This window comes from Streptomyces sp. NPDC058274, assembly GCF_042881375.1.
GTDB lineage: Bacteria > Actinomycetota > Actinomycetes > Streptomycetales > Streptomycetaceae > Streptomyces.
This window is the reverse complement of the sequence record NZ_JBHVXW010000011.1, coordinates 137,713-161,991: the sequence shown is the minus strand read 5'-3', so window position 1 is coordinate 161,991 and position 24,279 is coordinate 137,713. Positions and strand designations below refer to the sequence as shown.

The following is a 24,279-nucleotide window of genomic DNA, read 5'->3' as shown; positions in this document are numbered from 1 at the left end:
CCGGGCGATTTCAGGTGCTTGCTGAATATGACACAGCGATGATCCGGTCGGACTAAGCTCGCCCGCAGCGCACCGAGTTGAGATGTAATCGTGCGCTTGTTCCCAAAGGTTCCGAAGGTCCAGAAAGCTGCACGACCATTCCCCAGCACGAGAGTTCAGCTCCGCGGCAGTTCGCTGCCGTTCCCCCCGATTTCTTCCCCCACCCCCCAGCCGATTTTTCTCAGAGGGCATACATGGTGAGTGTTCAATCGCCTCCCGGTGGCCGTGAACTTCCCTACGCGCGCGTGCTGTTGCTGCCGGCCATAGCGATGGCCGCGGTGTCAGGGGCCGCTGTCGCCCTGGTGACGGAGCCCGCCCGGGTCGCCGTCGGCTGGTGCGGTGCCGTGGCCACGCTCATGGTGATCCTGACCGCGGCCGAAGCGGTGCGCCGCGGCCGCGCCGTCCGCGCCCTGCGCGCCGACCTCGCGCGGCGATCCGCGTACCTGGAGCAGCGCATCGCCGCCCACGACCAGGACATCGCCCACCTCAACGCCGAACTCCTGCCGGCCGCGCTCTACCGGCTGCGCGGCGGGGATTCCCCCGGTGAGGTGATGCGCACCTTCATCGACGGCGACCCGGTCAACGGCCAACTCCCCGAGCCGCAGCGTGACTTGGTGCGCACGGTGCTCGGAATCGTCGACCACGAGACCCAGCTGCGCGACTCCGCCCAGCGCGCCTTCGTCAACATCGCCCGGCGCGTCCAGGCGATCGTCCACCAACAGGCCAACGAACTGCGCGAGATGGAGGAGGACCACGGGCGCAACCCCGAGGTCTTCGACGACCTGCTGCGCATCGACCACGGCACCGCGCTGATCGGCCGCCTCGCCGACTCCATCGCGGTGCTCGGCGGTGGCCGACCCGGACGCCAGTGGCCGCAGCCCGTACCGCTGTTCAGCGTGTTGCGCGGCGCGATGTCCCGGATCCTGGAGTACCGCCGCATCGAGCTCCACTCGATCGTCGAGGTCGCCGTCAACGGCGTCTCCGTCGAACCGCTGATCCACGCCTGCGCCGAGCTGCTCGACAACGCCACGCGGTACTCGCCCCCGCAGACCAAGGTGCACGTCACCGCCGTCGAGGTGCAGACCGGCATCGCCATCGAGATCGAGGACGGCGGCGTCAGCCTCAGCGAGGAGGCCCGCAATCGCGCCGAGAACCTGCTGCGGCAGGCCCAGGCGGGCATCGACCTGAACGACCTCGGTGAGACCCCCCGGCTCGGCATGGCCGTCGTGGGCCGGCTCTCGCAGATGTTCGACATGCAGGTCTCCCTGCGCCAGTCCGCGTACGGCGGCGTCCGGGCCGTCCTCGTCGTACCGCACGCCATGCTCACCACCGACGAGGCCCCCGGGCTCGCCCACGGCATCGGCGTCAACGCCGTGCCGCGCATGGACACCGGCGGCGTCGAGGGTCCCGCGCGCAAGCCCAAGAAGCGCCGCCCCACCACCGGCCCCCGGCTCCCCGCCCCGCTCAACGGCTCCCTGGAGGACGACGTCCCCGAGGTCACCGAGTGGACCGCGAACGGCCTGCCACAGCGCCGCAGCCGGGTCAAGGTCTCCTTCAGCCAGCGCATCGCCGAGGCCCACGCCGCAGAGGCCGCGGCGGAGGCGGCCCGGGCCGCCGCGCCCTGGGGGCCCGAGCCGGATCCGGAGCCGGCGGAGCCCGAACCGGGTCTGTGGGTCGAGGCGTTCATGAACGGACTGAAGGGCGACCCGGACCCGGCCGCCGCAGGAACGACCAATCAGCCGGCCCGTGTCGAGGCCGACGACGAGGGGGACCTCAAGTGATCCAGCAGCGAGCCAACTTCGACTGGATGCTCAAGGAGCTCGCCGACGGTGTCCCGGGCACCCAGCAGATCGTGGTGCTCTCGGCCGACGGACTGCGCATCGCGCGCTACGGCGGCGACCCCGACGCCGCCGACCGCCTCGCCGCCGCCTGCGCGGGTCTGCAGAGCCTGGCCGGCGCGGTCGCCGGGGAGCTCCCCGACAGCGACGGCCGGATGCGCATGGTGATCATCGAGATCGACGGCGGCTACTTCTATCTGATGTCGGCCGGCGCCAACGCCTATCTCGCGGTACTCGCCGACCAGACGGCCGACGCCGGTCTGATGAGCAACCGCATGCGTGACCTCGTCGTACGGATCGGCGCCCATCTGACCAGCCCGCCGCGGCGCAACGGGCAGACCGTATGACTCCTCCGCAACGCCGACGGCGCTACCCCAAGGAAGAACCCCCGGAGCCTCCCCAGGAGAGCTCCGGGGACGGCAAGGACCCCAGGAATCCGGAGCGGCTGTACGTCCTCACGGGCGGGGGCGAGGGCGGCGAGCGCGCCCCCCTCGACCTGGTCACGCTGATCGTGGCGCACGCCGACGTGCCGCCCACCGCCCAGCCGGAGCAGTCCGCCCTGCTCCGGCTCTGCAAGACCCCTCTGTCCGTGGCCGAGATCTCGGCCTATCTCAGTCTGCCGGTCAGCGTGGTGACCGTCCTGCTCACCGAGCTGCTGGCGGCAGAGCTGGTACAGGCACGCGCCCCGGTCGTCCGCTCGGCGCTGCCCGACCGTTCCCTCCTCGAAGCGGTGATGCATGGACTTCAAAAGCTCTGACACCCTCACGGGTCCTCGCACCGAGGACCATCTGCCGCACACGGCCGAGGCCGCCGTGAAGGTCGTGATCGTGGGCGGCTTCGGAGTCGGCAAGACGACCATGGTGGGCTCCGTCAGCGAGATCAGGCCGCTGACGACCGAGGAGACCATGACGCAGGCCGGCATCGGAGTCGACGACAACTACGGCTCGGAGACCAAGACGGCCACCACCGTCGCCATGGACTTCGGCCGCATCAGCATCACGGAACAGCTGGTGCTGTACCTGTTCGGCACCCCGGGCCAGGAACGCTTCTGGTTTCTGTGGAACGGCCTGTTCGAAGGCGCGCTCGGCGCGGTGGTCCTGATCGACACCCGCCGGCTGGAAGTCAGTTTCGACGTCATCGGCCGGCTCGAGGAGCGCGGAGTGCCGTTCGTCGTCGCCATAAACGACTTCCCGGACGCGCCCCGCTACCCGATCGAGGACCTGCGGGCCGCGCTCGACCTGGCCGAGGAGATCCCGATCGTCAAATGCGACGCGCGGCGCCGTGCCTCCAGCCGTGACGTCCTGATGACGCTGATGCGCTTCCTGCACTCGCTGGCGATGGCGCGGCGGCCCGCATAGCCGTGCGGATGCGCGCCCTGTACGAACCGTCAGCACAGCCGGCGGTGGCCGCCCGGTGCGACCCGCCCCCGCCGCCCGGCGGACTCCGCCGGGTACGAGTCACCCTCGCGTCCGGCGGGATCACCCTCACGCCCCCCGGGATCCCACCGGGCACGAGTCACCCTCACGTCCGGCGGATCCCGCCCGTACCACTCGACCCCCTCCCAAGACACCTGATCCACTTCAGCTTCGGAGCGATCATCGTGACGCCTGAATCCCACTCCCCGACCGGTACCGACGACCTCACGGCCGGTCCGCCGCCGGGCTGCCCGGCCCATGGCACGGGCCCCGGCGGGCTGCGCCGGCTGTACGGCCCCGAGGCGGAGGACCTGGGGGACCTGTACGAGAAACTCCGTGCCGAACACGGCGCTGTCGCACCCGCGTTGCTGCACAACGACGTCCCGATCTGGGTGGTGCTCGGCCACAGCGAGAATCTGCACATGGTGCGCACGCCCATGCAGTTCACCCGCGACAGCCGTGTGTGGACCTCCGTCCAGGACGGCACGGCAGGAGCCGACCACCCGCTGGCGCCGCACATCATGTGGCAGCCCATCTGCTCCCATGCCGAGGGCGACGAGCACCTCCGGCTGCGCGGCGCGGTCACCGGGGCCATGTCGACGATCGACCACCGTGGCGTGCGCCGGCACATCAACCGCTCGACCCAGCGGCTGGTCAACCAGTTCTGCGAGCGCGGCACCGCCGACCTGGTCAGCCAGTTCGCCGAGCACCTGCCGATGGCCGTGATGTGCGAGATCCTCGGCATGCCCGAGGAGTACAACGAGCGCATGGTGCAGGCCGCCCGCGACATGCTCAAGGGCACCGAGACCGCGATCGCCAGCAACGAGTACGTCATGGGCGCCCTGATGCGGCTCACCGCACGCCGCCGGGCCAAGCCCGAGGAGGACTTCACCACCCACCTCGTCAACCACCCGGCCCGGCTCACCGACGACGAGGTCGGGCAGCATCTGCGCCTCGTCCTCATCGCCGCCTACGAGGCCACGGCCAACCTCATCGCCAACGTGCTGCGCATGGTCCTCACCGACCCGCGCTTCCGCGCCCAGCTCAGCGGCGGCCAGATGACGGTGCCGGAGGCGGTCGAGCAGTCCCTCTGGGACGAGCCGCCGTTCAGCACGATCTTCGGCTACTTCGCCAAGCAGGAGACGGAGTTGGGCGGCCGGCGCATCAACAAGGGCGACGGACTCCTGCTCGGCATCGCCCCGGGCAACGTCGACCCGCACGTCCGGCCCGACCTCGCCGCCAACATGCAGGGCAACCGCTCGCACCTCGCCTTCGGCGGCGGCCCTCACGAGTGCCCGGGCCAGGACATCGGCCGTGCCATCGCCGACACCGGCGTCGATGCCCTGCTGATGCGCCTGCCGGATGTCCAACTGGACTGCGAGGAGCACGAGTTGCGCTGGACCTCGTCGATCTCCTCACGGCATCTGGTGGAGCTGCCGGTACGGTTCGCGCCCAAGCCGCCGCAGGACGTCCATCAGCAGCCCGGCCTGCGCCCGCTGCCGCCGCCCCGGCAGGTCTCGATGGCTCCGGCACGGCCGCAGGCCCAGCCGGTGGCGCCCGCCCCGTGGCCCGCCGCCCCCGAGCCCGTCGAGCCGGCACCGGAACCCGCCCACCGGCTCGGTGCCTGGCAGCGCTTCCTGCGCTGGTGGCGCGGTTACTGATCCGGTCCGGCGTACGGCGGTGCCGGCGGCGCGGCCGCCCAGTCCTCGTCACTGGACCAGGCCTCCAGCAGCCGTCCGCTGACGAACCGGTGCTCCTGCCCCGTGACCGGATCGGTGAACTCCAGTGACCGCGCCAGCAGTTGGAGCGGAGACCGGAAGTCGCCGGCCGGCACGGGGCCGGTCACCACCGGATAGAGGGGGTCGCCGAGGATGGGCACGCCCAACGCGTTCATGTGCACGCGGAGTTGATGGGTCTGCCCGGTGCTGGGCGTCAGCCGGTAACGCCCCAGCCACCCGCGACGACCGAGGAGTTCGACGCGGCTGACCGCATTCGGCTCGCCCTCGATCTCCCGGGCGGCCAGGACGCCCCGCTCCTTGAGGATGCGGCTGCGGAGGGTACGCGGCAGGGCGAGCTCCGGATCGTAGGGAGCGATTGCCTCGTACTCCTTGCCGATCCGCTTGTCACGGAACAGGGACTGGTACGCGCCCCGCTCCTCGGGCCGCACGGTGAACAGCACGATTCCGGCCGTGAGGCGGTCGAGCCGGTGCGCGGCCCCGATGGTCGGGATGCCCAGCTCCCGCCGCAGCCGCGCCAGAGCGGTCTCGACGACATGGCTGCCGCGCGGGGTGGTGGCGAGGAAGTGGGGCTTGTCGGCGACGACGATGTGCTCGTCGCGGTACACCACGTCGAGCGGGAACGGCACCTGTTCCTCGTCCGGCGGCTCCCGGTGGAACCACACGAACATCCCCGGCACGTACACCGCGTCGGGACGCACCGGCAGCCCGTCCGCCCCGACGATCAGCCCGTCGCCGAGCATGCCGTCGATGACCCCGGGCCCCGCCGCGAGCCGCTCCACCAGGTGCTCGCGCACCGTGGCCCAGCTCCCCTCGTGCGGAAGTCTGATCCGCACGGGGTCCACCCCGTCGCGCTGCGGCAGGGGCGAGGGCGGGATCCGTGGCTTGCGTCTCACCTGGTCAAGCGTACGAGGCGCGGGCCGCGTCGGGCGCGGGAGGTGCGGCTGCCGGCCGGCGTACCCGGTCCCCGGCACCGTACGCCGGCGTCGCCCGTCACGCGTACGCCGGCGCTTCCGCCGCCGCTGTCGCCCGCGCCTTGTACGCCCGATAGGCCACACCCACGGCGAGCGTCGCCCCGAGGAACAGCACCGTGAACCACTGGAAGTACCAGTGGCCGCCCGCCGGGTCGTACACCTCGGCGCGGGGCCAGGCAAGGTTGACGGTCATGAAGAGGCCGTAGAGCAGGGCGATCGTGTTGACCGGGACGCCCCAGCGGCCGAGGGAGAAGAGCGGGGCGCCCGTCTCGTCGGTGCCGTCCGCGGAGAATTCTCCGCGCAGACGGCGGACCAGGAGGGGTCCGGTGACCATCGCGTAGGCGAGGTACAGCATCACGATGCAGGTGGTGCCGATGGCAAGAAAGGCGTCCGGGGAGGCGAAGTTGAGGAGCAGCAGGGCCGCGGCGAGGACGCCGACGACCAGGGCGGGGGCGCTCGGCATGCCGGTGCGCGGATTGACCTTCGCCAGCCGGCCGGAGAAGGGGAGCCGGCCGTCGCGGGCCATCGAGAAGAGCATGCGGCAGGCCGCCGTCTGGATGGCCAGGGTCGCCACCGCGATGGCCACCACCACGTCGGCGAGCAGTGCCCGGCCGACGCCGTCACCGAGGCTGCTGGTCAGGACGTAGCTGAGACCGTCGACGCCCAGGCGGCCGTTGGTGAGGCTGGGGGCGGCGAGCAGTCCGCCGAGGACGATCAGCCCGCCGAGCAGGCCCGCGGCGCCGAGTGCCGTGAGGATCGTGCGCGGTGCCGTGCGCCGCGGATCGCGGGTCTCCTCGCTCATCTCCCCGGCGCTGTCGAAGCCGATCATCACGTACGCGGCCATGAAGGAGCCCACCATCAGGGCCCCGAAAAGGCCGGTGCCACCCGCGCCCGGGTGGAAGGTGATGCCGGGGGAGCGCTGGGAGTGGGTCAGCAGGAGCACGATGATCAGGACGGCGCCGATGATCTCGGCGGTGACGCCGACCCGGTTGATCACGGACATCACGCGGTTGTCGAGGATGTTCACCAGCGTGGTCAGGACCAGCAGGATGACGCCCAGGACGGCCGCGTTGGCCGCGCCGTCGGGGCTGGTGGGGGTCGGGTCGGTGCCCACCAGCTGGAAGCCGGACCAGATCGCCGGCAGCACCATCTGGAGGGCGAGCGCCGCCGCCGCGACCACCACGATCTGCCCGATCACCATGATCCAGCCGGCGAACCAGCCGAAGGAGGGGGTCGAGAGCCTCGACGACCACTGGTAGATGGCGCCCGAGATCGGATAGCGCGCGGCCAGTTCCGCGAAGCAGGCGGCGACCAGCAACTGGCCCACCAGCACGGCCGGCCAGGTCCAGAAGAAGACGGGGCCGCCGAACGCGTATCCGAAGGCGAAGAACTGGAAGACGGTCGTCAGCACGGAGATGAAGGAGAAGCCGGCGGCGAACGAGGCGTACCGGCCGAGGCTGCGATGGAGTTCCTGGCGGTAGCCGAACTCGGCCAGTGAGCCGTCTCCGGGGGACCGCGGCGGGTCGGGGCGTACGTCGGAGGGAGCGGTGGTGGTCACGGCGGCACCTGCCTTCGGCGCGGAAGGGGGCGGGAGGGAGCGCGACGAGAAGGGCGCCGGCGCGAGCTGCCGCGTGCCTAATTCCTGTCGGGTGACAGAAATTAGGGAGGCGCTGTTTCGCTCGCGTGACGCGGCCGTGTCGAGGGCGGGCCGAAGTCCTCACGCTCCTGCGGTGGGACCTGGGTCGCGATACATCGTGTGTATTGACGGCTTCTTCGACACGCGATATATTCGTCACCGGATATTCGGAGACGAGGTGAAGTCATCGTGGCGACCAAACGCCGGAAGCTCGGCAACCCGCTGGCACTCGCGGTCATGGTGCTGCTCACCGAGAAGCCGATGCATCCGTACGAGATCGCCCAGACCCTGCGCCGGCGCGGCAAGGACACCAGCTTGAAGATCAACTACGGCTCGCTCTACACGGTCGTGCAGAACCTGGAGAAGCACGGGTTCGTCGAGGTCGCCGAGGTGCAGCGGCAGGGCAACCGCCCGGAGCGCACGCTGTACGGCATCACGGACGCCGGGCGCGAAGAGGCCACGGAGTGGCTGTCGGACCTGCTCGCCGTGCCGGTGCAGGAGTATCCGATCTTCGAGGCCGCGCTCTCCCTGATGGGCGTGCTCCACCCCGACGAGGTGGCCCGCCTGCTGGGGGAGCGGCTCGGCCTGCTGGAGGTGCGGGCCGCGAGCGCGCGGGGCGTCCTCGAGAAGTTCCACGAGACGCTGCCCCGGCTGTTCCTGATCGAGGGCGAGTTCGAGCTGCACATGATCGAGGCGGAGGCCGCCTGGGTCCGCGACTTCCTGGCGGAGGTCACGGCGGGCACGTTCCCGGGCATCAAGGAGTGGCGCAGCTTCAGCGAGACGGGGGAGGTCCCCGAGGAGTACCGAAATCTGGAAGGCGACGTCGACGGACGCTAGCCGAAAGAAATGACCCCGGCAGGGCTGTTGGAGCAGCCCCGCCAGGGTCTCGAACCCCGAACCGAATCCGCTGTGAGGCAGTTCCAGGCCATCGAGGTGCGGCACACCCAGGATAGCCCGGCGCTCTTCACGCGGTCCGGCTCGGCCCTGCCCGAGATCACCGCTCACACAGGAGAGCAGTCGTCATGAGTAGTACCCGTGCGCCCGCTGTCGAGGCGCGTCAGCTGATCAAGACCTATCCCGGCGACGTCACCGCCCTCGGCGGCATGGACGTGAGTGTCGAGACCGGGACCGTCTTCGGACTCCTCGGGCCGAACGGCGCCGGCAAGTCCACCACCGTCAAGATCCTCACCACCCTGGCCCGTCCCGACTCGGGCACCGCCACCGTCGCGGGCCACGACGTGCTGCGCCACCCGGACCGGGTGCGCCGGGCGATCGGCGTGGTCGCCCAGAGCTCGGGCGCCGACCCGGTGGCCACCGGCCGGGAGAACCTTCAACTCCAGGGCAGGTTCTACGGGTTGACGGGAGCAGCCCTCAACCACCGGGTGGACGAGCTGCTGGAGCGCTTCACCCTCGCCGACGCCGCGCGGCGCCAGGTCAAGGGGTACTCGGGCGGTATGCGGCGCCGGCTCGACGTCGCGCTGGGCCTGGTGCACCGCCCCGAGGTGCTCTTCCTCGACGAACCCACGACCGGCCTCGACCCGGAGGCGCGCACCGCGATGTGGAACGAGATCTCCCGCCTCGCCGGGGACGAGGGCCTGACCATCCTGCTCACCACGCACTACCTCGAAGAGGCCGACCGGCTCGCCGAGCGCATCGCCATCGTCGACCGCGGCCGAGTCGTCGTCGAGGGCACCCCTGACGCCCTCAAGGGCGAACTCCGCGGTGACGCCGTCCATGTGGAGCTGCGCGAGGCCGTCGGCGAAGCCGGCCGTACGCTGCTGAACGGCACCCTGCGCGGCCTGCCCGGAGTGCACGAGGTGCTGTTCGACGCGGGCCAGGCCCGCCGCGTCAGCGTCCGTGCCGAGGACGGTGCCGCCGCGATGCCCGCCCTGCTCACGGCACTTGAGCGGGCCGGAGTCGGTGTCGCGGCCGCGACCGTCGCCCGTCCCTCGCTCGACGACGTCTACCTCCGCTACGCGGGCCGTCGTTACGCCGAGGCGGAGGCCGAGGGAATCAGCTCCGCGGCCGGGCTCTCCCTCGCCGGAGGTGCCCGATGAGCACCGCCGTGTCCCAGACCTGGTACATGACCCAGCGTCAACTGATGGTGTTCCTGCGGCAGCCCGCGTATCTGCTGATCACGCTGATCCAGCCGGTGGTCTGGCTGTTCCTGTTCGGCAACCTCTTCAAGAAGGTCGTCGAGCTCGGCGGCTTCGGCACCACGTCCTATCTGGACTACCTCGTCCCCGGGGTGGTGGTGATGAGCGCCCTGAGCTCCAACATGTGGGCGGGCATGACCACCCTCGACGAGATCCAGCGCGGCACGCTCAACCGGTTCCTGACCACGCCCGTCAGCCGCGCGGCCCTGATGAACGGCAACGTCGTCAACAACGGCCTGGTCACCGCCCTGCAGTCGGTCATCATCGTGCTGCTCGGGCTGCTGGGCGGCGCGGACTACCCGGGCGGGACCGGCGGCGTGGCCGTCCTGATCGTCGCGGCGGTGCTGCTCGGCACCGTCTTCGGGGCGCTCTCCAACGCGCTGGGCATGCTGGTCCGGGAGCGGGAGTCGATCATCGGCATCAACACCTTCCTGCTGCTGCCGCTGACGTTCCTCTCCTCGGCCTTCATGGCTCCCTCGCAGATGCCGGACTGGATGCGGCACATCGCCGACTTCAATCCGCTCAACTGGGCGATGGTGGCGGGCCGTTCGGCGATGTCCGCGGACCCCGACTGGGGTGACGTGCTCAGCCGGTCAGGCGCGCTGCTGGCGCTCGCGGTGGCGGCGGTGTGGCTGTCGATCCGGACGTTCCGCTCCTACCAGCGGTCGGTGTGACCCGCTGAACGCGGGAGGCGGGTCGGTGTGACCCGCAGAACGGCGGGAGACGGGCCGGTGTGACCCGCAGAACGGCGGGACACGGGCCGGTGTGACCCGCAGACCGGTGGGAGGCGGCCACCGCTGGGTGGCCGCCTCCCGCCGTTCGTGTCTCCGGGGTGTGACCCCGCCGAGGTCTCGGACCCCGGCTCCGCGGCGCGCTGCCTACGCGGCCGCCTCCTGCTCCGCCTCCACCTGCGCGTTCCACTCCCGCTTCGACGCCTGCCAGCCGTCCTCGTTGTGCCCGAGCCGCCAGTAGCCGGAGATGGACAGGTCCTCGCGCGGGATCTCGAGCTCGACGCGCAACAGCCGGCGCAGCTCCTTCACGAAGGCCGCCTCGCCGTGCACGAAGGCGTGCACCCGGCCCGCCGGGAACTCCAGCGCGCGGACGGCCTCCACCAGGGCCGCGCCGACCGGCCGGTCCCCGCGGTGCAGCCAGACGACCTCCGCGTCGGAGTCGATCTTCTGCTCCTCCTCGGGCCCGGAGACCTCCACGAAGGCGCGGACCGTGGCTCCCTCGGGCAGTGCCTCCAGAGACGCCGCGATGGCGGGCAGGGCGCTCTCGTCACCGGCGAGCAGATGCCAGTCGGCGCTCGCGTCGGGCGCGTAGGCACCGCCGGGGCCCATGAACCGGACGATTTCACCCGGCTGGACGCGCAGGGCCCACGGGCCGGCCAGCCCCTCGTCGCCGTGCACCACGAAGTCCAGGGTCAGCTCGTGCAGTTCGGGATTCCAGTTGCGCACCGTGTAGGTACGGGTCACCGGCCAGTGCTCGCGCGGGAACTCGTCGCGGATCCGCTGCATGTCGAACGGCTCGGGGTAGACGACACCCTCGGCTCCGAACAACAGCTTCACGTAATGGTCGGTGCAGGAGCCGAGGGTGAACTCGGCGAGGCCGTCGCCGCCGAGCACGACCCGCTGCATGTGCGGAGTCAGACGTTCGGTCCGCACGACCCGCGCGGAGTGGGGCTTCGGGGTCCTGCGTGCCGGACGCTCTGCCATGACAGCCTCCCAGTTCGCTTGCTTAGGGTTACCTAAGTTAGCATCTCCTCCCACTTAACACCTCATGCCTGAAGAGTCGCGAGCAACCTCTGCAACGATCCGCCGAGACCCCAGCGCGCCGCGAGCTCGTCCAACGCCGCCGGATCGCGCGGCGCGTGCGGCAGCGCCGTGTCCACGGCCGGCAGCGGGACGTCCCCGGCGACCTGCACGACCTTGGGCGCGACGGCGAGATACGGCCGCGACTCGTCCAGCCGCTTGCGCTGCGAGGGAGTCAGCCGGGCGGCCCGGTCGTCGACGGCGGCGATGATGCCGGCCAGGTCGCCGAACTCGGCCAGCAGTTTGGCGGCCGTCTTCTCGCCGATGCCCGGTACGCCCGGCAGGCCGTCGCTGGGGTCGCCGCGCAGCAGCGCCAGATCCGCGTACCCCTGACCGTCGACGCCGTACTTCCCGCGCAGCCACGCCTCGTTGGTGAGCTGGAGCGTGCCGACCCCCTTGAGGGGGTAGAGCACGCGGATCTCCCGCTTGTCGTCGACCAGTTGGTACAGGTCGCGGTCGCCGGTGACGATGTCGACCGGGCCCGTGGCGCGCCCGGTGAAGGTGCCGATCACGTCGTCCGCCTCGTACCCCTCGACGCCCACGCGGGCGATGCCGAGCGCGTCGAGGACCTCTTCGATGACCGGTACCTGCGGTGACAGCGTGTCCGGCACCTCCTCCTCGTCGGGGCCGAGCTCGCGCTCCTCGGCCACTCGGTGCGCCTTGTAGGAGGGGATCAGGTCGACGCGCCACTGGGGGCGCCAGTCGGCGTCCATGCAGGCGACCAGGTCGTCGGGCCGGTGGTCCTTGACCAGGCGGTCGATGAATTCGAGCAGCCCGCGCACGGCGTTCACAGGCGTGCCGTCCGGGGCCTTCACCGATTCGGGAACCCCGAAGTAGGCCCGGAAGTACAGGGAGGCGGTGTCGAGCAGCATCAGGCGTCTGGTCACCCCCCGCATCATGCCGTACGGCACCGACAGGCACGGTCCGGCACGGGCGCGGGGCCGACTGGACGCGGCCCTACAAGATCAAGGTGAACGACATGTGAACTAGGTCACTCCTGCGTTTGGTCCGTATAAGCATGGGCAGGCGCCGAGCCGGAGCGAAGCCGATCGCATTTTCAACCACACCTGACAAATGCCACTCGGTCGAGCGGGCCGAACCCGCCTCGCTCCACGGCCCGCCGGCGGGGGAGGCGGGCCGTCGTGGTTCTAGAGGAGAGGCGCCCGTGGCATCCACGCTTGAGGCGGAGCATCTGTACAAGGTGTTCGGCAGACGACCCGACGACGCGGTGGAACGGCTCCGCCAGGGAGCCGACCGTGAGGAACTGCGCAGCGAAGGCACCACCGCCGCCGTGATCGACGCCTCCTTCACCGTGGCGCCGGGCCAGATCTTCGTCGTCATGGGACTGTCCGGATCCGGCAAGTCCACGCTGCTGCGCATGCTCAACGGACTGCTGGAGCCGACCGCCGGACAGGTCCGCTTCGACGGACAGGACCTGACCGGACTCAGCGCCCGCGCCCTGCGCGAGGTCCGCTCGAAGAAGATCAGCATGGTCTTCCAGCACTTCGCGCTCTTCCCGCACCGCAGCGTCCGCGAGAACGCCGCCTACGGCCTGGAGGTCCAGGGCGTGCCGAGCGGCGAGCGCAAGCGGCGGGCCGCCGAGGCGCTGGAGCTGGTGGGCCTCGCGGGCTGGGAGAAGTCCTGGCCCGACGAGCTGTCCGGCGGTATGCAGCAGCGCGTCGGCCTGGCCCGCGCGCTCGCCACCGACGCCGACCTGCTGCTGATGGACGAGTCCTTCAGTGCCCTCGACCCGCTGATCCGCCGCGACATGCAGGACCAGCTGATCGAGCTCCAGCGCAAGCTCAAGAAGACCATCGTCTTCATCACGCACGACCTCAACGAGGCCATGCGCCTGGGTGACCGGATCGCCGTCATGCGCGACGGCCGAATAGTCCAGGAGGGCACCGCCGAGGACATCCTGGTGCGGCCCGCGAACGACTACGTCGCCTCCTTCACCCAGGACGTGGACCGCACCCGGGTCCTCACCGCGGAGTCCGTCATGGACAGGGACGTACGCGGCAACGAGGCCGACTGCGGCTGCGAGACCGCCTCGCCCGACACCTCGTTCACCGAACTGTGCGCGATCAGCGCCCGGTTGTCGCACCCGGTCGCGGTGCTCGACAAGAAACAGGCGCTGGTCGGAGTCGTGCCCCGGCAGCGGCTGATCGGCTTCCTGGGAGACCAGCAGGGCGAACCCGCGGCCTGTGACACACCGCGCGACAAGCGCGTCAAGGTGGTGAAGGCCGGTGCCTAGGATCCCCTTCGGCGACTGGGTCAACGACGCGGTCGACTGGCTGCTGGCCCACATGTCGTGGCTCTTCGACTTCCTGAAGACGGTCTTCCTGGGCGCCTTCGACGGCATCGAAGCCGTCCTCCAGGCCCCCGAACCGCTGCTGCTCGCGGGCATCTTCGCCGTGATCGCGTTCTGGCTGCGCGGCACGTCCGCCGGTGTCCTCACCTTCGTGGGATTCGCCTTCATCGACTCCCTCGAACTGTGGGAGGACGCGATGGTGACCCTGTCGCTCGTCCTCGTGGCCACCCTGATCGCGCTCGTGATCTCCGTGCCGGTGGGCATCTGGGCGGCCCGCTCCGACCGGGTCAGCAGCATCGTCCGTCCGGTGCTCGACCTGATGCAGACGCTGCCCGCGATGATCTACCTCATCCCGGCGGTCCTCTTCTTCGGCACCGGCGCCACCGCGGGCATCGTGGCCACCCTGATCTTCGCGCTGGCACCCGGCGTCCGGATGACCGAGCTGGGCATCCGCCAGGTCGACAAGGAACTGGTCGAGGCCGCCGACGCGTTCGGCACCACGCCCGGCAACACCCTGATGCGCATCCAGCTGCCGCTGGCGCTCCCCTCCGTCATGGCCGGTGTCAACCAGGTCATCATGCTGGGCCTGTCCATGGCCGCCATCGCGGGCATGGTCGGCACCGGCGGCCTCGGTGGCGACGTCAACGAGGCGATCGGCCAGCTGAACGTCGGCCTGGGCTCCGAGGCCGGTGTCGCCATCGTCATCCTGGCGATCTATCTCGACCGCATGACCAGCGCGCTCGGCACCCAGGTGTCACCGCTCGGCCGCCGTGCCGCCGCGAAGGCCCGGGCCGCACAGGGCCTGAAGATCTGGTCCTACCGCCCCCGCCCCGCCGTGGCCGTCATCGGCGTGGTCGTGCTGGCGCTGGTCGCCGGCGGTATGGGCATCTTCGGAGGTACGAGTCCCTCGTCGGCCACGGCCGGCGCCAAGAACGTCGGCCAGGGCAAGAAGATCACCATCGGCTACATCCCCTGGGACGAGGGCGTCGCCTCCACGTTCCTGTGGAAGGAGCTCCTGGAGGAGCGCGGCTTCGAGGTCGACACCAAGCAGCTCGACGCCGGGCCCCTCTACACCTCGCTCGCCCAGGGCGACATCGACTTCCAGACCGACGCGTGGCTGCCGACCACGCACGAGCAGTACTGGAAGAAGTACGGCAAGCAGCTCGACGACCTGGGTTCCTGGTACGGCCCGACGTCCCTGGAGCTGAGCGTGCCCGCGTACATGAAGGGCATCGACTCGCTGGACGACCTCAAGGGCCAGGCAGGCAAGTTCGGCGGCAAGATCACCGGCATCGAGTCCAGCGCCGGCATGATGGGCCTGCTCAAGAGCAAGGTCCTCAAGGAGTACGGCCTCGACAAGGAGTACAAGGTCGTCGACAGCTCCACGCCCGCGATGCTGGCCGAGCTGAAGCGTGCGTACGCCAAGAAGGAGCCGTTCGTCGGCACTCTCTGGTCGCCGCACTGGGCGTACAGCGAGTACAAGCTGAAGAAGCTCAAGGACCCGAAGGGCGCCTGGGGCAAGGGCGACGGCGTGCACACCCTGTCCCGCAAGGGCTTCACCGAGGACAACCCGGCCGTCGGCAAGTGGCTCAAGGACTTCAAGCTGACCGAGAAGCAGCTCACCAGTCTTGAGGCGGAGATCAACAAGGCCGGCAAGGGCAAGCAGCAGGACGCCGTACGTGCGTGGCTGAAGCGGAACCCGGGGCTCGCCGACAAGCTGGCGCCGGTCAAGAGCGCCTCCTCCGGCACGAGCGCCGAGGCGAAGCGCGCGGTGAACGTCGCCTGGTTCCCCTGGGACGAGGACGTCGCCGTCACCTATCTGTGGAAGAACGTCCTGGCGCGGCGCGGCTACCAGCTGAACCTCAAGCAGATGGACGTCGGCCCGGTCTACACGGGCCTGGCCACCGGCGACCTCGACGTCAACTTCGACGCGTGGCTGCCGTATGCCCAGAAGAACTACTGGGACCAGCACAAGGACGACCTCAGGGACCTGGGCACCTGGTATGAGCCGACCTCGCTGGAGGTCGCCGTGCCCTCGTACGTCAAGGGCGTCAAGACCCTCGAGGACCTCAAGGGCAAGGCCAGTACCTTCGACGGCAAGATCATCGGCATCGAGCCGGGCACCGGCGAGATGAACCTCCTCAAGAAGGACGTCCTGCCGGGCTACGGCCTCGACAAGGAGTACAAGGTCGTCGACGGCTCCACGCCCGCGATGCTGGCCGAGCTGAAGCGCGCCTACGCCAAGAAGGAGCCGGTGGCCGTCGTCCTGTGGTCCCCGCACTGGGCCTACAGCGAGTACAAGCTGACCAAGCTCGCGGACGACAAGAAGCTGTTCGGCGAGGGCAACACGATCCGGACCATCTCCAGCAAGAAGTTCCCGGAGCAGTACCCGCAGCTCACCAAGTGGATCAAGAACTTCCGGATGAGCGAGGGTGAGCTCGGCAGCCTGGAGAGCGAGATCAAGAAGGCCGGACAGGGCCATGAGGAGGATGCCGTCGCCACCTGGCTGAAGCAGCACCCGGACATGGTCGAGCGGATGGCTCCGCAGTAGACCGGGCCGGCCCGGCGGCGCTCCGGCCGCCGTCCACCCCGAGGGGTGGGCCTCGCCGCGGGAACCCCGGTGGTTCCCGTGTGGCGAAGCCCACCCCTCGGGGCGTACCCGGGGCGGCCGAGTCGTTCGTACGCTTCACCTCTCCCCGCCGCCCGTCCCTGTGAGCCACCCGTGACCGCACGACTGCCCGTACTCCTCGTCGCGCTGACGGCTGCCGTGCTGCTGCTCTCCCGCCTGCCGGACGCGAGCGCGGCCCCCGCCTCCGCGGCCACCGCGCGCTTCGCGGAACTGGCCGGCGACGTACGGACGTCCGACGGCCACAGCTACGGCACGCGGGACGGCTCGGGCCGCACCATGGACGCCGCGCAGATCGTGCAGGCGGCGGACGGCACGTATCTCGCCGTCTACCACACGACCCTCGGCGACGGCCGCTTCCACGCGGCCCTCGCCACCTCCGGCGACCTGCGCACCTGGACCCGGCGGCACGACTTCGGCGCGGGCACAAGCCAGCCCAGCCTCGCCGCCGACGACCGCGGCGGCTACGTCCTCGCGTACGAAAAGGATCCGGACAACCACATCGCCGTACGCGGCTACCCGGATCTCGACTCCCTGCTGGCCGGCACCGCCGAGCACGCGTTCGACGCTCCCCGGACGCTCTCGCACTGCGCCGAGGGCACCCCGGACATCACCTCGGTGCACGACGGGACGGTCGAACTCACCGGGCACTACCGCGCGCAGTGCGACAACGACCGGCAACTGCGCGCCGTACTCACGGACTTCAGGACCTGGCAGGCACGTCCCGACCTGCGGCTCGACCGCGCCCTGGAGTCCTGGGGCACCGCCGGCAACATAGGCGACCGCTCCGCCCTCGAACTCGGCGGCGGCGCGCTGGTCCTGATCGAGGGCCAGCGGTGGCAGCAGGACTTCGGGAGCTGGCGGACGTACGCGTACGATCCGGCCACCGGGCGGGCCGACCGGCTCGGCATCCGCACCCACGGCGGCAGCCGGGCCTTCGCCAACCCGTCGGCCGCCCTGATCACCGACCCCGAAGGGCACCCGGCGCTCTTGGTCAGCCTTTTCGTACCCCGGGAGGAGTCGGCACCGGGCGAGTCGGGAGAACTCGTCTATTGGCGCGAACTGTAACCCTGACCCTTCCTCGGCGTGACAGCGATGTGACGGGCGCATGAAACGGTTTGCCGAACATGCGTAGGGTGCAGAGAACTCATCACAAGCACTGCCGTGAGAAGTGGTCAGAAGCAGCGGACCGACGAGCGAAGGAGGGAGCCGGAGCGATGGGCGACCACAAAGAACAGCCCCTTCGGGTGGGCGCGGCCGTCCGGCGGCGGCGCCGGGAACTGGAGCTCACCCTCGCCGTCGTGGCCGAGCGCAGCGGCCTGTCGGTCCCCTTCCTGAGCCAGGTCGAGAACGAGCGGGCGCGGCCCAGCAGGCGCTCCCTGGAGCGGGTCGCCGACGCCCTCGACACCACCGCGGGTGAGTTGCTGGCCGCGGCCGATCCGGCGTGCAGCGTGGACGTCGTGCGCGCGGACGCCGCCGAACTCACCCCGGAGGCCCGGGTGCGCCCTCTGGTGCGCGGTCACCACCAGCTGCACGCCACGGAATTCACCGGCGACCACGACGCGGGCCGCGAACTGCAGCACCGCAACGACCAGTTGATGTACGTCGCGGACGGCGCCGTGGAGGTCGAGGCGGAGGGCCGCGCCCACCGGCTCGGGCGCGGCGACACGCTGTATCTGACGGGCGGGGTACGGCACCGGTGGCGGGCGACCGTGCCGGACACCCGCGTGGTCGTGGTCGCCGTCGCCGACCACATCGACGCGGTGGAGGACCGGCACGCCTTCGGGAGCCGCTGACCTCGTATGGGCACATGGATACTGACGCCATGCCAGGCACCCCCGGTTACGCCTTCGACAACACCTCCGAGCACGCCGGCGGGCGTTTCGACGCCCTGGCGACCTGCTGCGGCCCGATGACCTTCGCGCGGCCGGCCGGCCGGCTCCTCGGGGTGGGCCTGACGCCGGACCAGCCGGCGGGCCGTCCGCGGCTCCTCGACGACCCCGCCTTCGCGGTCAGCTCCTCTCCGCTGGTCACCACCCGGGGCACCCGGCCGTGACGGCCTTTCCCGGCGCGGCGAGGCGGGTGGTCTCGCTGGTGCCCTCGCTGACCGAGGCCGTGGCCGTGTCGCTGCCCGGCGCCCTGGCCGGCGCGACCGACTGGTGCAGCCATCCGGCGGACCTCGACGTCGTCCGGATCGGCGGCACGAAGAATCCCGCGGTGGAAGCGATCGTCCGGCTCGCCCCCGACCTGGTGGTCGCCAACGAGGAGGAGAACCGCGCACCCGACCTGGCGGCCCTGCGCGAGGCGGGGATCGAGGTGCTGGTCACCGAGGTGCGGGACGTGCCGGAGGCCTTCCGCGAGCTGGACCGGGTGCTGCGCGCCTGCGGGGCCCGGTCCCGGCCGCGCTGGCTCGACGAGGCGGAGGCCGCGTGGGCGGACCTGCCCGGCCCGGGCCGCCGTACGACCGCCGTCGTGCCCGTCTGGCGGCGGCCCTGGATGGTGCTCGGCCGGGACACCTTCGCCGGGGACGTGCTCGCGCGGCTGGGCGTGGACCAGCTGTACGCCGGCCACCCGGAGCGCTATCCGCGGATCCCGGTGGAGGAACTGCGGGACGCGGCGCCCGACCTCGTGGTCCTGCCCGACGAGCCCTACCGTTTCACCGCCGACGACGGCCCCGAGGCGTTCCCGGGAACACCCTGCGCACTCGTCAGCGGCCGTCATCTCACCTGGTACGGGCCCTCGTTGGCGCAGGCTCCCGAGGTCATCGGCGAGGCGCTGCGAGCAGCTCGCCGCTGAGCAGACCGCGGGCGGTGCGGACGGCGGCCACGGCCCAGGCGGCCACGAGTAGCGCGTACAGGCCGACCGCGAGCGCGTCGAACGCGGCGAGTCCGGTGTGCCGGGCGAGTCCCTCGGCGCCGGTGACACAGGTGCCCACCGGGAAGGTGAACGCCCACCAGGTCATCGTGAACCCCATGCCCCGGCGCCGGGCCCGCAGTACCAACGCGCCGGCGAGGCCGAGCCAGAGCAGTGCGAAGCCCATCACCGGCACGCCGTACAGCACGGCGAGGACCGCCATGCCCTGGTCGTAGGGGACGGGGACCACACCGGGGGCGCTGTCCGCGAACTTGTTGACGGCGGTGGTGGACTGCCCGAGCGGACCGAGGACCAGGAACAGGACCGGGGTCATCGCGAGCGGCAGCGGACCGCCGGTGATCAGCCGGGCGAAGATCAACGGGAGCATCAGCAGGGTGGCCAGCAGGCTGAGCCCGAACATCGCCAGACAGGCGAGCAGGAGGGTCTCCCGTGCCTGTCCGGGCGGGAGGTGGGGGACGAGCAGGGGGCCGAGCGCGGCGGACACCATCGGCGAGACGACGGGCAGCAGCCAGACCGGCGTCGCCTGGTTGGGCTCGATGCGATGGCGGACCACCATGAGGTACGGCACGGCTACGGCCACCGTCAGCCCGACGGCCGTACCGGCGCTGAACAGCACGGTGTCCAGGACGACCGCCGCCCGTGTCCCGATCCAGTCCGCACCGACCACGACGGTGGCGCCGCCGACGGCGAGCAGGGCCATGGCGACACAGCCGTAGAAGGGGGCCATGCCCGGGTCGAGGAGCTCGGCGCGGGCCTGGTCGCGGTGGTAGGTCCAGTGCAGGGCCCGGGCGCCGAGCAGGGCGACGAGCATGATCAGGGAGAGGGCCCAGACGACCGCGCACGCCGTGCGCAGCCCAGGCACGACCGCGGGCAGTCCGGCTCCCGCGGTGGCCACGATCGCCGTACCCATCACGGAGGCGTACCAGTTCGGCCCGAGGTGGCGGACGGCGGCGGCGCGGGGGCGGCGGACCTCGGCGACCGGGAGGGGGAGGGGCGGGGCTGCGGTGACCATGTCTCCACGGTCCCGCCGTCCCGGGCCCGCCACCAGGGAGTACGGGTCTATGAGGGCATAAGCTGGCTTTATGAGTGAGCGGACTTGCGGCAGCGGCCCCGGCGGGGGTCCCCATGGCTGAGCAGGCGGAGGCGGTGGGCGGCGCGGGGGAGCCGGCCGGGATCGCGCGTCGCGTCCCGGATCTGGGCGCGCTGGAGTTGCTGCTGGCCGTGGCCCGGCTGGGGAGCCTCGGGCGGGCCGCGCGCGAGCTCGGGATCACGCAGCCCGCGGCCAGCAGCCGGATCCGTTCCATGGAGCGGCAGCTGGGCGTGGCCCTGGTCGACCGCTCGCCGAGCGGCTCGCGCCTCACCGACGCCGGTGCGCTGGTCACCGAATGGGCGCGGCGGGTCGTCGAGGCGGCGGAGGCCTTCGACGTGGGGGCACGGGCGCTGCGCGACCGCCGTGACTCCCGGCTGCGGGTGGCGGCGAGCATGACGATCGCCGAGTACCTGCTGCCCGGCTGGCTGATCGCCCTGCACGCGCAGCGGCCCGGTACGGCGGTGTCGTTGCTCGCGGGCAACTCGACGGTGGTCGCCGAGCAGTTGCTGACGGGCGAGGCGGATCTGGGCTTCGTCGAGGGGCTGTCGGTGCCGACGGGACTGGATTCGGCCGTCATCGCCCACGACGACCTGATCGTGGTGGTGGCCCCGACGCACCCGTGGGCCCGCCGGCGCTCCCCGCTCGCGGCGGACGAGCTGGCCGCGACGGCCCTCATCCTGCGCGAGAAGGGCTCGGGCACCCGCCAGGTCCTCGACACCGCGCTCGGCGGGCTGGCTCTGCCGCTCCTGGAGCTCTCCTCGACGACGGCGGTCAAGGCCGCGGCGGTCAGCGGCGCGGGCCCGGCCGTGCTGAGCGAACTGGCCCTGCGCGAGGAACTCTCCTCCCACCGCCTGGTGAGCATCCCCCTCGCCGGCGTACGCCTCCACCGGGCCCTCCGCGCGGTCTGGCCGACGGGCCACCGCCCGACGGGGCCGGCCCGCGACCTGCTGACTCTCACGCGAAGCCGGGCGTGACGGGATCGGCCGAGGGCGCTCTGCGTGGGGCCTGGCGCGTCCCGTACGGGCGGCGGTAGGTGCCGCGTTCCGGCGGTACGGGCGGCTTCAGGTGCCGCGCACTGGGTTCCTGCGGTACGGGCGGCTACAGGTGCCGCGCACTGGGTTCCTGCGATGCGGGCGGCTACACGTGCCGCGCACTGGGTTCCGGCGGTACGGGCGGCTTCAGGTGCCGCGCACCGCGTTCCGGCGGTACGGGCGGTTGCGGGCACCGCACGTGCCGCCCGCGAAAATGCGTGGCGCGGTCCGCCCGGCGCCCCGCAAGATGCGGCCATGCGCCTCCCCGCCCCGCCCGCCGCTGGTGTCCGTACCGCCTGGGAAGCCCTTCCGGGGGCGGTCAAGGATGTCGTCGCGGAGCTGCTCGGGGCGCCGGTGACGGTGGCGGTCACCCAGACCGGCGGCTTCTCGCCCGGCGTGGCCGCCCGCGTCACCACGGCCGCCGGGCGTCGCGCCTTCGTCAAGGCGGTGAGCGCCGAGACGAACCCGGACAGCCCGGCCATGCACCGCGCCGAGGCCCGCCACGCCGCCGCGCTCCCTGCGGAGGTCCCCGCGCCCCGGCTGCTCGGTTCCTACGACGACGGCACCTGGGTCGCCCTCGTCTTCGAGGACGTCGAGGGTCACCAGCCCCATGTTCCCTGGCGGGACGACGAGTTGACCCGGGTGCTCGACGCGGTCGCCGAGCTGGGCCGGGCGCTCACCCCGTCCCCGGTCGACGCTCCGCCGATCGCGGAGAGCAGCGCGGACGCCTTCGGCGGCTGGCGGCGCATGACCGACGCGGGCGACACCGGCGAGGGCCTCGACGCATGGACGCGGAGCCATCTGCGCGAGCTGGCCGAACTCGCCTCTCCCTGGGCCCGTTTCGCGAGCGGTGACACCCTCGCGCACGGCGATCTGCGCGCGGACAACATCCTGCTCACGGCCGCCGGCCGGGTCGTCTTCGTGGACTGGCCGCACGCCGTGCGGGCCGCGCCCTGGTTCGACCTGCTGGCCATGCTCCCGTGCGTGCGAGCCCAGGGCGGCCCGGATCCACAAGAGCTGTTCGCCGCCCACCCGTTGGGCCGGGCGGCCGACCCGGACGGCGTCACGGCCACGCTGGCCGCCGTGGCGGGCTACTTCGTGCGCCAGTCCCGTCAGCCGGCGCCTCCGGGGCTGCCGACCCTGCGCCCCTTCCAGCGGGCCCAGGGGGACGCGGCCCTGGAGTGGCTCAGGAAGCGGCTTCGACCAGGGCCCGCATGACGCGCGGGTCGTCACCCATCTCGGGGTGCCACTGCACGCCCAACGCCCAGGCGGGGCGGGGGAGTTCGATCGCCTCCACCGTGCCGTCCGTGGTGTGGGCGGAGGCCAGCAGGCCCTCGCCGAGCCGCTCCACCGCCTGGTGGTGGTACGCGGGCACGGTGGTGGTCTCCGGGACGGCCCCCGCGTACCGGGTCCCGGGCACGGGCGTCACATCGTGCTGTCCGAAGACGCCGACGTCCTTCAGGTGGCCGTCGAGGTGCTGCACGAGGGTCCCGCCGAGGGCGACGTTCAGGAGCTGCATGCCGCGGCAGATGCCGAGGAGGGGTGTGCCGGACGCCAGCGCCGCCTCGATCAGGGCGAGTTCCCAGGCGTCCCGCTCCGGAGCCGGCGGGCCGGTGCGCGGGGAGCGCTCGGCGCCGTACCGCGCGGGCTCGACGTCCGGGCCGCCCGCGACGACCAGCCCGTCGACGCGGGCGACGGCCTGAGCGGCATGCGCCGGATCGTCCGGCGGCAGCAGGGCGGCGAGTCCGCCCGCCCGCTGCACGAGCCGCGGATAGCCGGCCGGCAGCAGCGTCGCGTCCAGCTCCCAGACGCCCCAGCGCACCCCGGGCTCCAGATACGTACTCACACCGATCAGCGGCCTGCCCACACTGCACTCCCTGGGATTCAATGGAACACGTTCATACCTTTGCTGGCCGGGCGGGAGGAATCAAGTCCCCGCCCGCGCTCAGGCCAGGAAACCCCGCAGCAACGCCGCCGTCCCCCCGCAGTGTTCGCGCATCATCTCCCGCGCGCCGTCCGCGTCCCCGTCGAGCACCGCCTCGACCAGCGCGATGTGCTGACGCTGCGAATGCTCCAGGTTCCGCACCAGCAGGGGGATGCAGTCGAGCAGGTCGTTGAGGTTCGCGCGTACGGCCGCGTACTGGGCCGTGAGCGAGGGGGAGCCGCACAGCTCGGCGAGGGTGAGGTGCAGGAGGGTGTCCAGTCGCCGGTACTCCGCCAGCGGGGCGTCATGCGTGCGGGCCAGCGCGTCGCGCAGCCGCGCCGCCTGCTGCGCGGACAGCCCGTGCGCCGCGCAGAGACCGGCCGCTCCGACCTCCAGCACCTCACGGAAGCGCAGCACGTCCTCGATGTCGACCGCCGCGACCCGGCGGCGCAGCTCGTCCTCGCCCCGCGCGTCGGTCCGCGGCCGCACGAAGGTGCCGCCGTACCGGCCCCGCCGCGACTCGACGAGCCCCTCGTCCTGGAGCACCTTCAGCACCTCGCGCAGGGTCACCCGGCTGATCCCCAGCCGCTCGGCCAGCTCGCGCTCCGCGGGCAGCCGCTCCCCGCCCGGCACCAGCCCGAGCCGGACGACCTGGAGGATCTGTTCCAGCGCCTCCTCGAAGCCGTTGCCCGCCCGCACCGGCCGCAGCACCGGTGTCAGCCGGTCCACGAGACCGTCCGGGCCACCGTCAGGATCCGTCTGCGACATCTGGCCGTTCCCCCTTCCCAAGCAATGGTTCTCCGCAATACCTTATGGCT

Annotated in this window: 23 protein-coding genes; 16 read left to right on the top strand and 7 right to left on the bottom strand. The window is 71.5% G+C overall.

The window, feature by feature from the left end; genetic code table 11:
• Positions 1-233 precede the first annotated feature (233 nt).
• The 5 genes from ACFVYF_RS22800 (at position 234) to ACFVYF_RS22780 (ending at position 4,953) form a co-directional block, all read left to right on the top strand.
• Positions 234-1,820: an ATP-binding protein gene (locus ACFVYF_RS22800; protein ID WP_389457939.1), complete on the top strand. Its 1,587-nt coding sequence runs from the start codon at positions 234-236 to the stop codon at positions 1,818-1,820.
• Positions 1,817-2,224 (top strand): roadblock/LC7 domain-containing protein, encoded by a 408-nt coding sequence (locus ACFVYF_RS22795; protein WP_389457938.1) that lies wholly within the window; start codon positions 1,817-1,819, stop codon positions 2,222-2,224. The genes ACFVYF_RS22800 and ACFVYF_RS22795 overlap by 4 nt, the downstream gene beginning before the upstream one ends.
• Positions 2,221-2,634, top strand: coding sequence for a DUF742 domain-containing protein (locus ACFVYF_RS22790; protein ID WP_389457936.1), 414 nt, complete (start codon positions 2,221-2,223; stop codon positions 2,632-2,634). Before ACFVYF_RS22795 ends, ACFVYF_RS22790 begins: the two co-directional genes overlap by 4 nt.
• On the top strand, positions 2,615-3,235 hold the full coding sequence (locus ACFVYF_RS22785; RefSeq protein WP_389457934.1) for an ATP/GTP-binding protein: 621 nt from the start codon (positions 2,615-2,617) through the stop codon (positions 3,233-3,235). Before ACFVYF_RS22790 ends, ACFVYF_RS22785 begins: the two co-directional genes overlap by 20 nt.
• Positions 3,236-3,477: 242 nt before the next feature.
• Positions 3,478-4,953, top strand: a complete 1,476-nt coding sequence (locus ACFVYF_RS22780) for a cytochrome P450 (protein WP_389457932.1) — start codon at positions 3,478-3,480, stop codon at positions 4,951-4,953.
• On the opposite strand, the gene ACFVYF_RS22775 is transcribed toward ACFVYF_RS22780, so the two are convergent.
• Both ACFVYF_RS22775 and ACFVYF_RS22770 read right to left on the bottom strand, forming a co-directional pair.
• Positions 4,947-5,924: an RluA family pseudouridine synthase gene (locus ACFVYF_RS22775; RefSeq protein ID WP_389457930.1), complete on the bottom strand. Its 978-nt coding sequence runs from the start codon at positions 5,922-5,924 to the stop codon at positions 4,947-4,949. The two genes, ACFVYF_RS22780 and ACFVYF_RS22775, sit on opposite strands and share 7 nt — an antisense overlap.
• Positions 5,925-6,021: 97 nt before the next feature.
• The gene (locus ACFVYF_RS22770) at positions 6,022-7,560 is read right to left on the bottom strand and encodes an amino acid permease (protein WP_389457928.1); all 1,539 of its coding nucleotides are present in this window, start codon (positions 7,558-7,560) and stop codon (positions 6,022-6,024) included.
• A gap of 267 nt (positions 7,561-7,827) precedes the next feature.
• Here ACFVYF_RS22770 and ACFVYF_RS22765 point away from each other — a divergent pair, with 267 nt between their 5' ends.
• The 3 genes from ACFVYF_RS22765 (at position 7,828) to ACFVYF_RS22755 (ending at position 10,468) form a co-directional block, all read left to right on the top strand.
• A complete protein-coding gene (locus tag ACFVYF_RS22765; protein ID WP_389457927.1) occupies positions 7,828-8,475 on the top strand; it encodes a PadR family transcriptional regulator in 648 nt (215 codons plus the stop codon).
• 185 nt (positions 8,476-8,660) lie between these two features.
• On the top strand, positions 8,661-9,695 hold the full coding sequence (locus ACFVYF_RS22760; protein ID WP_389457925.1) for an ATP-binding cassette domain-containing protein: 1,035 nt from the start codon (positions 8,661-8,663) through the stop codon (positions 9,693-9,695).
• A complete protein-coding gene (locus tag ACFVYF_RS22755) occupies positions 9,692-10,468 on the top strand; it encodes an ABC transporter permease (protein ID WP_389457923.1) in 777 nt (258 codons plus the stop codon). Before ACFVYF_RS22760 ends, ACFVYF_RS22755 begins: the two co-directional genes overlap by 4 nt.
• Before the next feature lie 204 nt (positions 10,469-10,672).
• On the opposite strand, the gene ACFVYF_RS22750 is transcribed toward ACFVYF_RS22755, so the two are convergent.
• Both ACFVYF_RS22750 and ACFVYF_RS22745 read right to left on the bottom strand, forming a co-directional pair.
• On the bottom strand, positions 10,673-11,509 hold the full coding sequence (locus ACFVYF_RS22750) for a siderophore-interacting protein (RefSeq protein ID WP_389457922.1): 837 nt from the start codon (positions 11,507-11,509) through the stop codon (positions 10,673-10,675).
• Between the two features lie 62 nt (positions 11,510-11,571).
• The gene (locus ACFVYF_RS22745) at positions 11,572-12,501 is read right to left on the bottom strand and encodes a 5'-3' exonuclease H3TH domain-containing protein (protein ID WP_389458047.1); all 930 of its coding nucleotides are present in this window, start codon (positions 12,499-12,501) and stop codon (positions 11,572-11,574) included.
• Between the two features lie 269 nt (positions 12,502-12,770).
• Between ACFVYF_RS22745 and ACFVYF_RS22740 the strand changes: the two genes are divergently transcribed.
• From ACFVYF_RS22740 to ACFVYF_RS22715, 6 genes are all read left to right on the top strand, one after another.
• Positions 12,771-13,859: a glycine betaine/L-proline ABC transporter ATP-binding protein gene (locus ACFVYF_RS22740; protein WP_389457921.1), complete on the top strand. Its 1,089-nt coding sequence runs from the start codon at positions 12,771-12,773 to the stop codon at positions 13,857-13,859.
• Positions 13,852-16,467: an ABC transporter permease/substrate binding protein gene (locus ACFVYF_RS22735; protein ID WP_389457919.1), complete on the top strand. Its 2,616-nt coding sequence runs from the start codon at positions 13,852-13,854 to the stop codon at positions 16,465-16,467. The genes ACFVYF_RS22740 and ACFVYF_RS22735 overlap by 8 nt, the downstream gene beginning before the upstream one ends.
• Positions 16,468-16,638: 171 nt before the next feature.
• Positions 16,639-17,610 (top strand): hypothetical protein, encoded by a 972-nt coding sequence (locus tag ACFVYF_RS22730; RefSeq protein WP_389457917.1) that lies wholly within the window; start codon positions 16,639-16,641, stop codon positions 17,608-17,610.
• A 149-nt stretch (positions 17,611-17,759) separates the two neighbouring features.
• Positions 17,760-18,338: a helix-turn-helix domain-containing protein gene (locus ACFVYF_RS22725; protein ID WP_389457915.1), complete on the top strand. Its 579-nt coding sequence runs from the start codon at positions 17,760-17,762 to the stop codon at positions 18,336-18,338.
• A gap of 29 nt (positions 18,339-18,367) precedes the next feature.
• Positions 18,368-18,598 carry a hypothetical protein gene (locus ACFVYF_RS22720; RefSeq protein ID WP_389457913.1) on the top strand — a complete coding sequence of 77 codons (231 nt, stop codon included), beginning with the start codon at positions 18,368-18,370 and terminating at the stop codon, positions 18,596-18,598.
• Positions 18,595-19,338 (top strand): helical backbone metal receptor, encoded by a 744-nt coding sequence (locus tag ACFVYF_RS22715; protein ID WP_389457912.1) that lies wholly within the window; start codon positions 18,595-18,597, stop codon positions 19,336-19,338. The genes ACFVYF_RS22720 and ACFVYF_RS22715 overlap by 4 nt, the downstream gene beginning before the upstream one ends.
• Here the strand turns inward: ACFVYF_RS22715 and ACFVYF_RS22710 are convergent.
• Entirely contained in the window at positions 19,304-20,428 is a 1,125-nt protein-coding gene (locus ACFVYF_RS22710; RefSeq protein WP_389457910.1) for a TDT family transporter, read from the bottom strand. The two genes, ACFVYF_RS22715 and ACFVYF_RS22710, sit on opposite strands and share 35 nt — an antisense overlap.
• Before the next feature lie 113 nt (positions 20,429-20,541).
• Between ACFVYF_RS22710 and ACFVYF_RS22705 the strand changes: the two genes are divergently transcribed.
• Both ACFVYF_RS22705 and ACFVYF_RS22700 read left to right on the top strand, forming a co-directional pair.
• Positions 20,542-21,480: a LysR family transcriptional regulator gene (locus ACFVYF_RS22705; RefSeq protein WP_389457908.1), complete on the top strand. Its 939-nt coding sequence runs from the start codon at positions 20,542-20,544 to the stop codon at positions 21,478-21,480.
• A 312-nt stretch (positions 21,481-21,792) separates the two neighbouring features.
• The gene (locus ACFVYF_RS22700; RefSeq protein WP_389457906.1) at positions 21,793-22,755 is read left to right on the top strand and encodes an aminoglycoside phosphotransferase family protein; all 963 of its coding nucleotides are present in this window, start codon (positions 21,793-21,795) and stop codon (positions 22,753-22,755) included.
• Here the strand turns inward: ACFVYF_RS22700 and ACFVYF_RS22695 are convergent.
• Positions 22,724-23,404, bottom strand: coding sequence for a gamma-glutamyl-gamma-aminobutyrate hydrolase family protein (locus tag ACFVYF_RS22695; RefSeq protein ID WP_389457904.1), 681 nt, complete (start codon positions 23,402-23,404; stop codon positions 22,724-22,726). The two genes, ACFVYF_RS22700 and ACFVYF_RS22695, sit on opposite strands and share 32 nt — an antisense overlap.
• Positions 23,405-23,482: 78 nt before the next feature.
• Positions 23,483-24,229 (bottom strand): FadR/GntR family transcriptional regulator, encoded by a 747-nt coding sequence (locus tag ACFVYF_RS22690; protein ID WP_389457902.1) that lies wholly within the window; start codon positions 24,227-24,229, stop codon positions 23,483-23,485.
• Positions 24,230-24,279 lie beyond the last annotated feature (50 nt).

Excerpts from the sequence above, each read along its gene's own strand:
- ACFVYF_RS22750 (WP_389457922.1), bottom strand. The coding sequence starts at position 11,509 with ATGGCAGAGCGTCCGGCACGCAGGACCCCGAAGCCCCACTCCGCGCGG.
- ACFVYF_RS22710 (WP_389457910.1), bottom strand. The coding sequence starts at position 20,428 with ATGGTCACCGCAGCCCCGCCCCTCCCCCTCCCGGTCGCCGAGGTCCGC.
- ACFVYF_RS22705 (WP_389457908.1), top strand. The coding sequence starts at position 20,542 with ATGGCTGAGCAGGCGGAGGCGGTGGGCGGCGCGGGGGAGCCGGCCGGG.
- ACFVYF_RS22745 (WP_389458047.1), bottom strand. The coding sequence starts at position 12,501 with ATGCGGGGGGTGACCAGACGCCTGATGCTGCTCGACACCGCCTCCCTG.
- ACFVYF_RS22785 (WP_389457934.1), top strand. The coding sequence starts at position 2,615 with ATGGACTTCAAAAGCTCTGACACCCTCACGGGTCCTCGCACCGAGGAC.
- ACFVYF_RS22790 (WP_389457936.1), top strand. The coding sequence starts at position 2,221 with ATGACTCCTCCGCAACGCCGACGGCGCTACCCCAAGGAAGAACCCCCG.
- ACFVYF_RS22800 (WP_389457939.1), top strand. The coding sequence starts at position 234 with ATGGTGAGTGTTCAATCGCCTCCCGGTGGCCGTGAACTTCCCTACGCG.
- ACFVYF_RS22755 (WP_389457923.1), top strand. The coding sequence starts at position 9,692 with ATGAGCACCGCCGTGTCCCAGACCTGGTACATGACCCAGCGTCAACTG.
- ACFVYF_RS22725 (WP_389457915.1), top strand. The coding sequence starts at position 17,760 with ATGGGCGACCACAAAGAACAGCCCCTTCGGGTGGGCGCGGCCGTCCGG.
- ACFVYF_RS22700 (WP_389457906.1), top strand. The coding sequence starts at position 21,793 with ATGCGCCTCCCCGCCCCGCCCGCCGCTGGTGTCCGTACCGCCTGGGAA.
- ACFVYF_RS22760 (WP_389457925.1), top strand. The coding sequence starts at position 8,661 with ATGAGTAGTACCCGTGCGCCCGCTGTCGAGGCGCGTCAGCTGATCAAG.
- ACFVYF_RS22720 (WP_389457913.1), top strand. The coding sequence starts at position 18,368 with ATGCCAGGCACCCCCGGTTACGCCTTCGACAACACCTCCGAGCACGCC.
- ACFVYF_RS22690 (WP_389457902.1), bottom strand. The coding sequence starts at position 24,229 with ATGTCGCAGACGGATCCTGACGGTGGCCCGGACGGTCTCGTGGACCGG.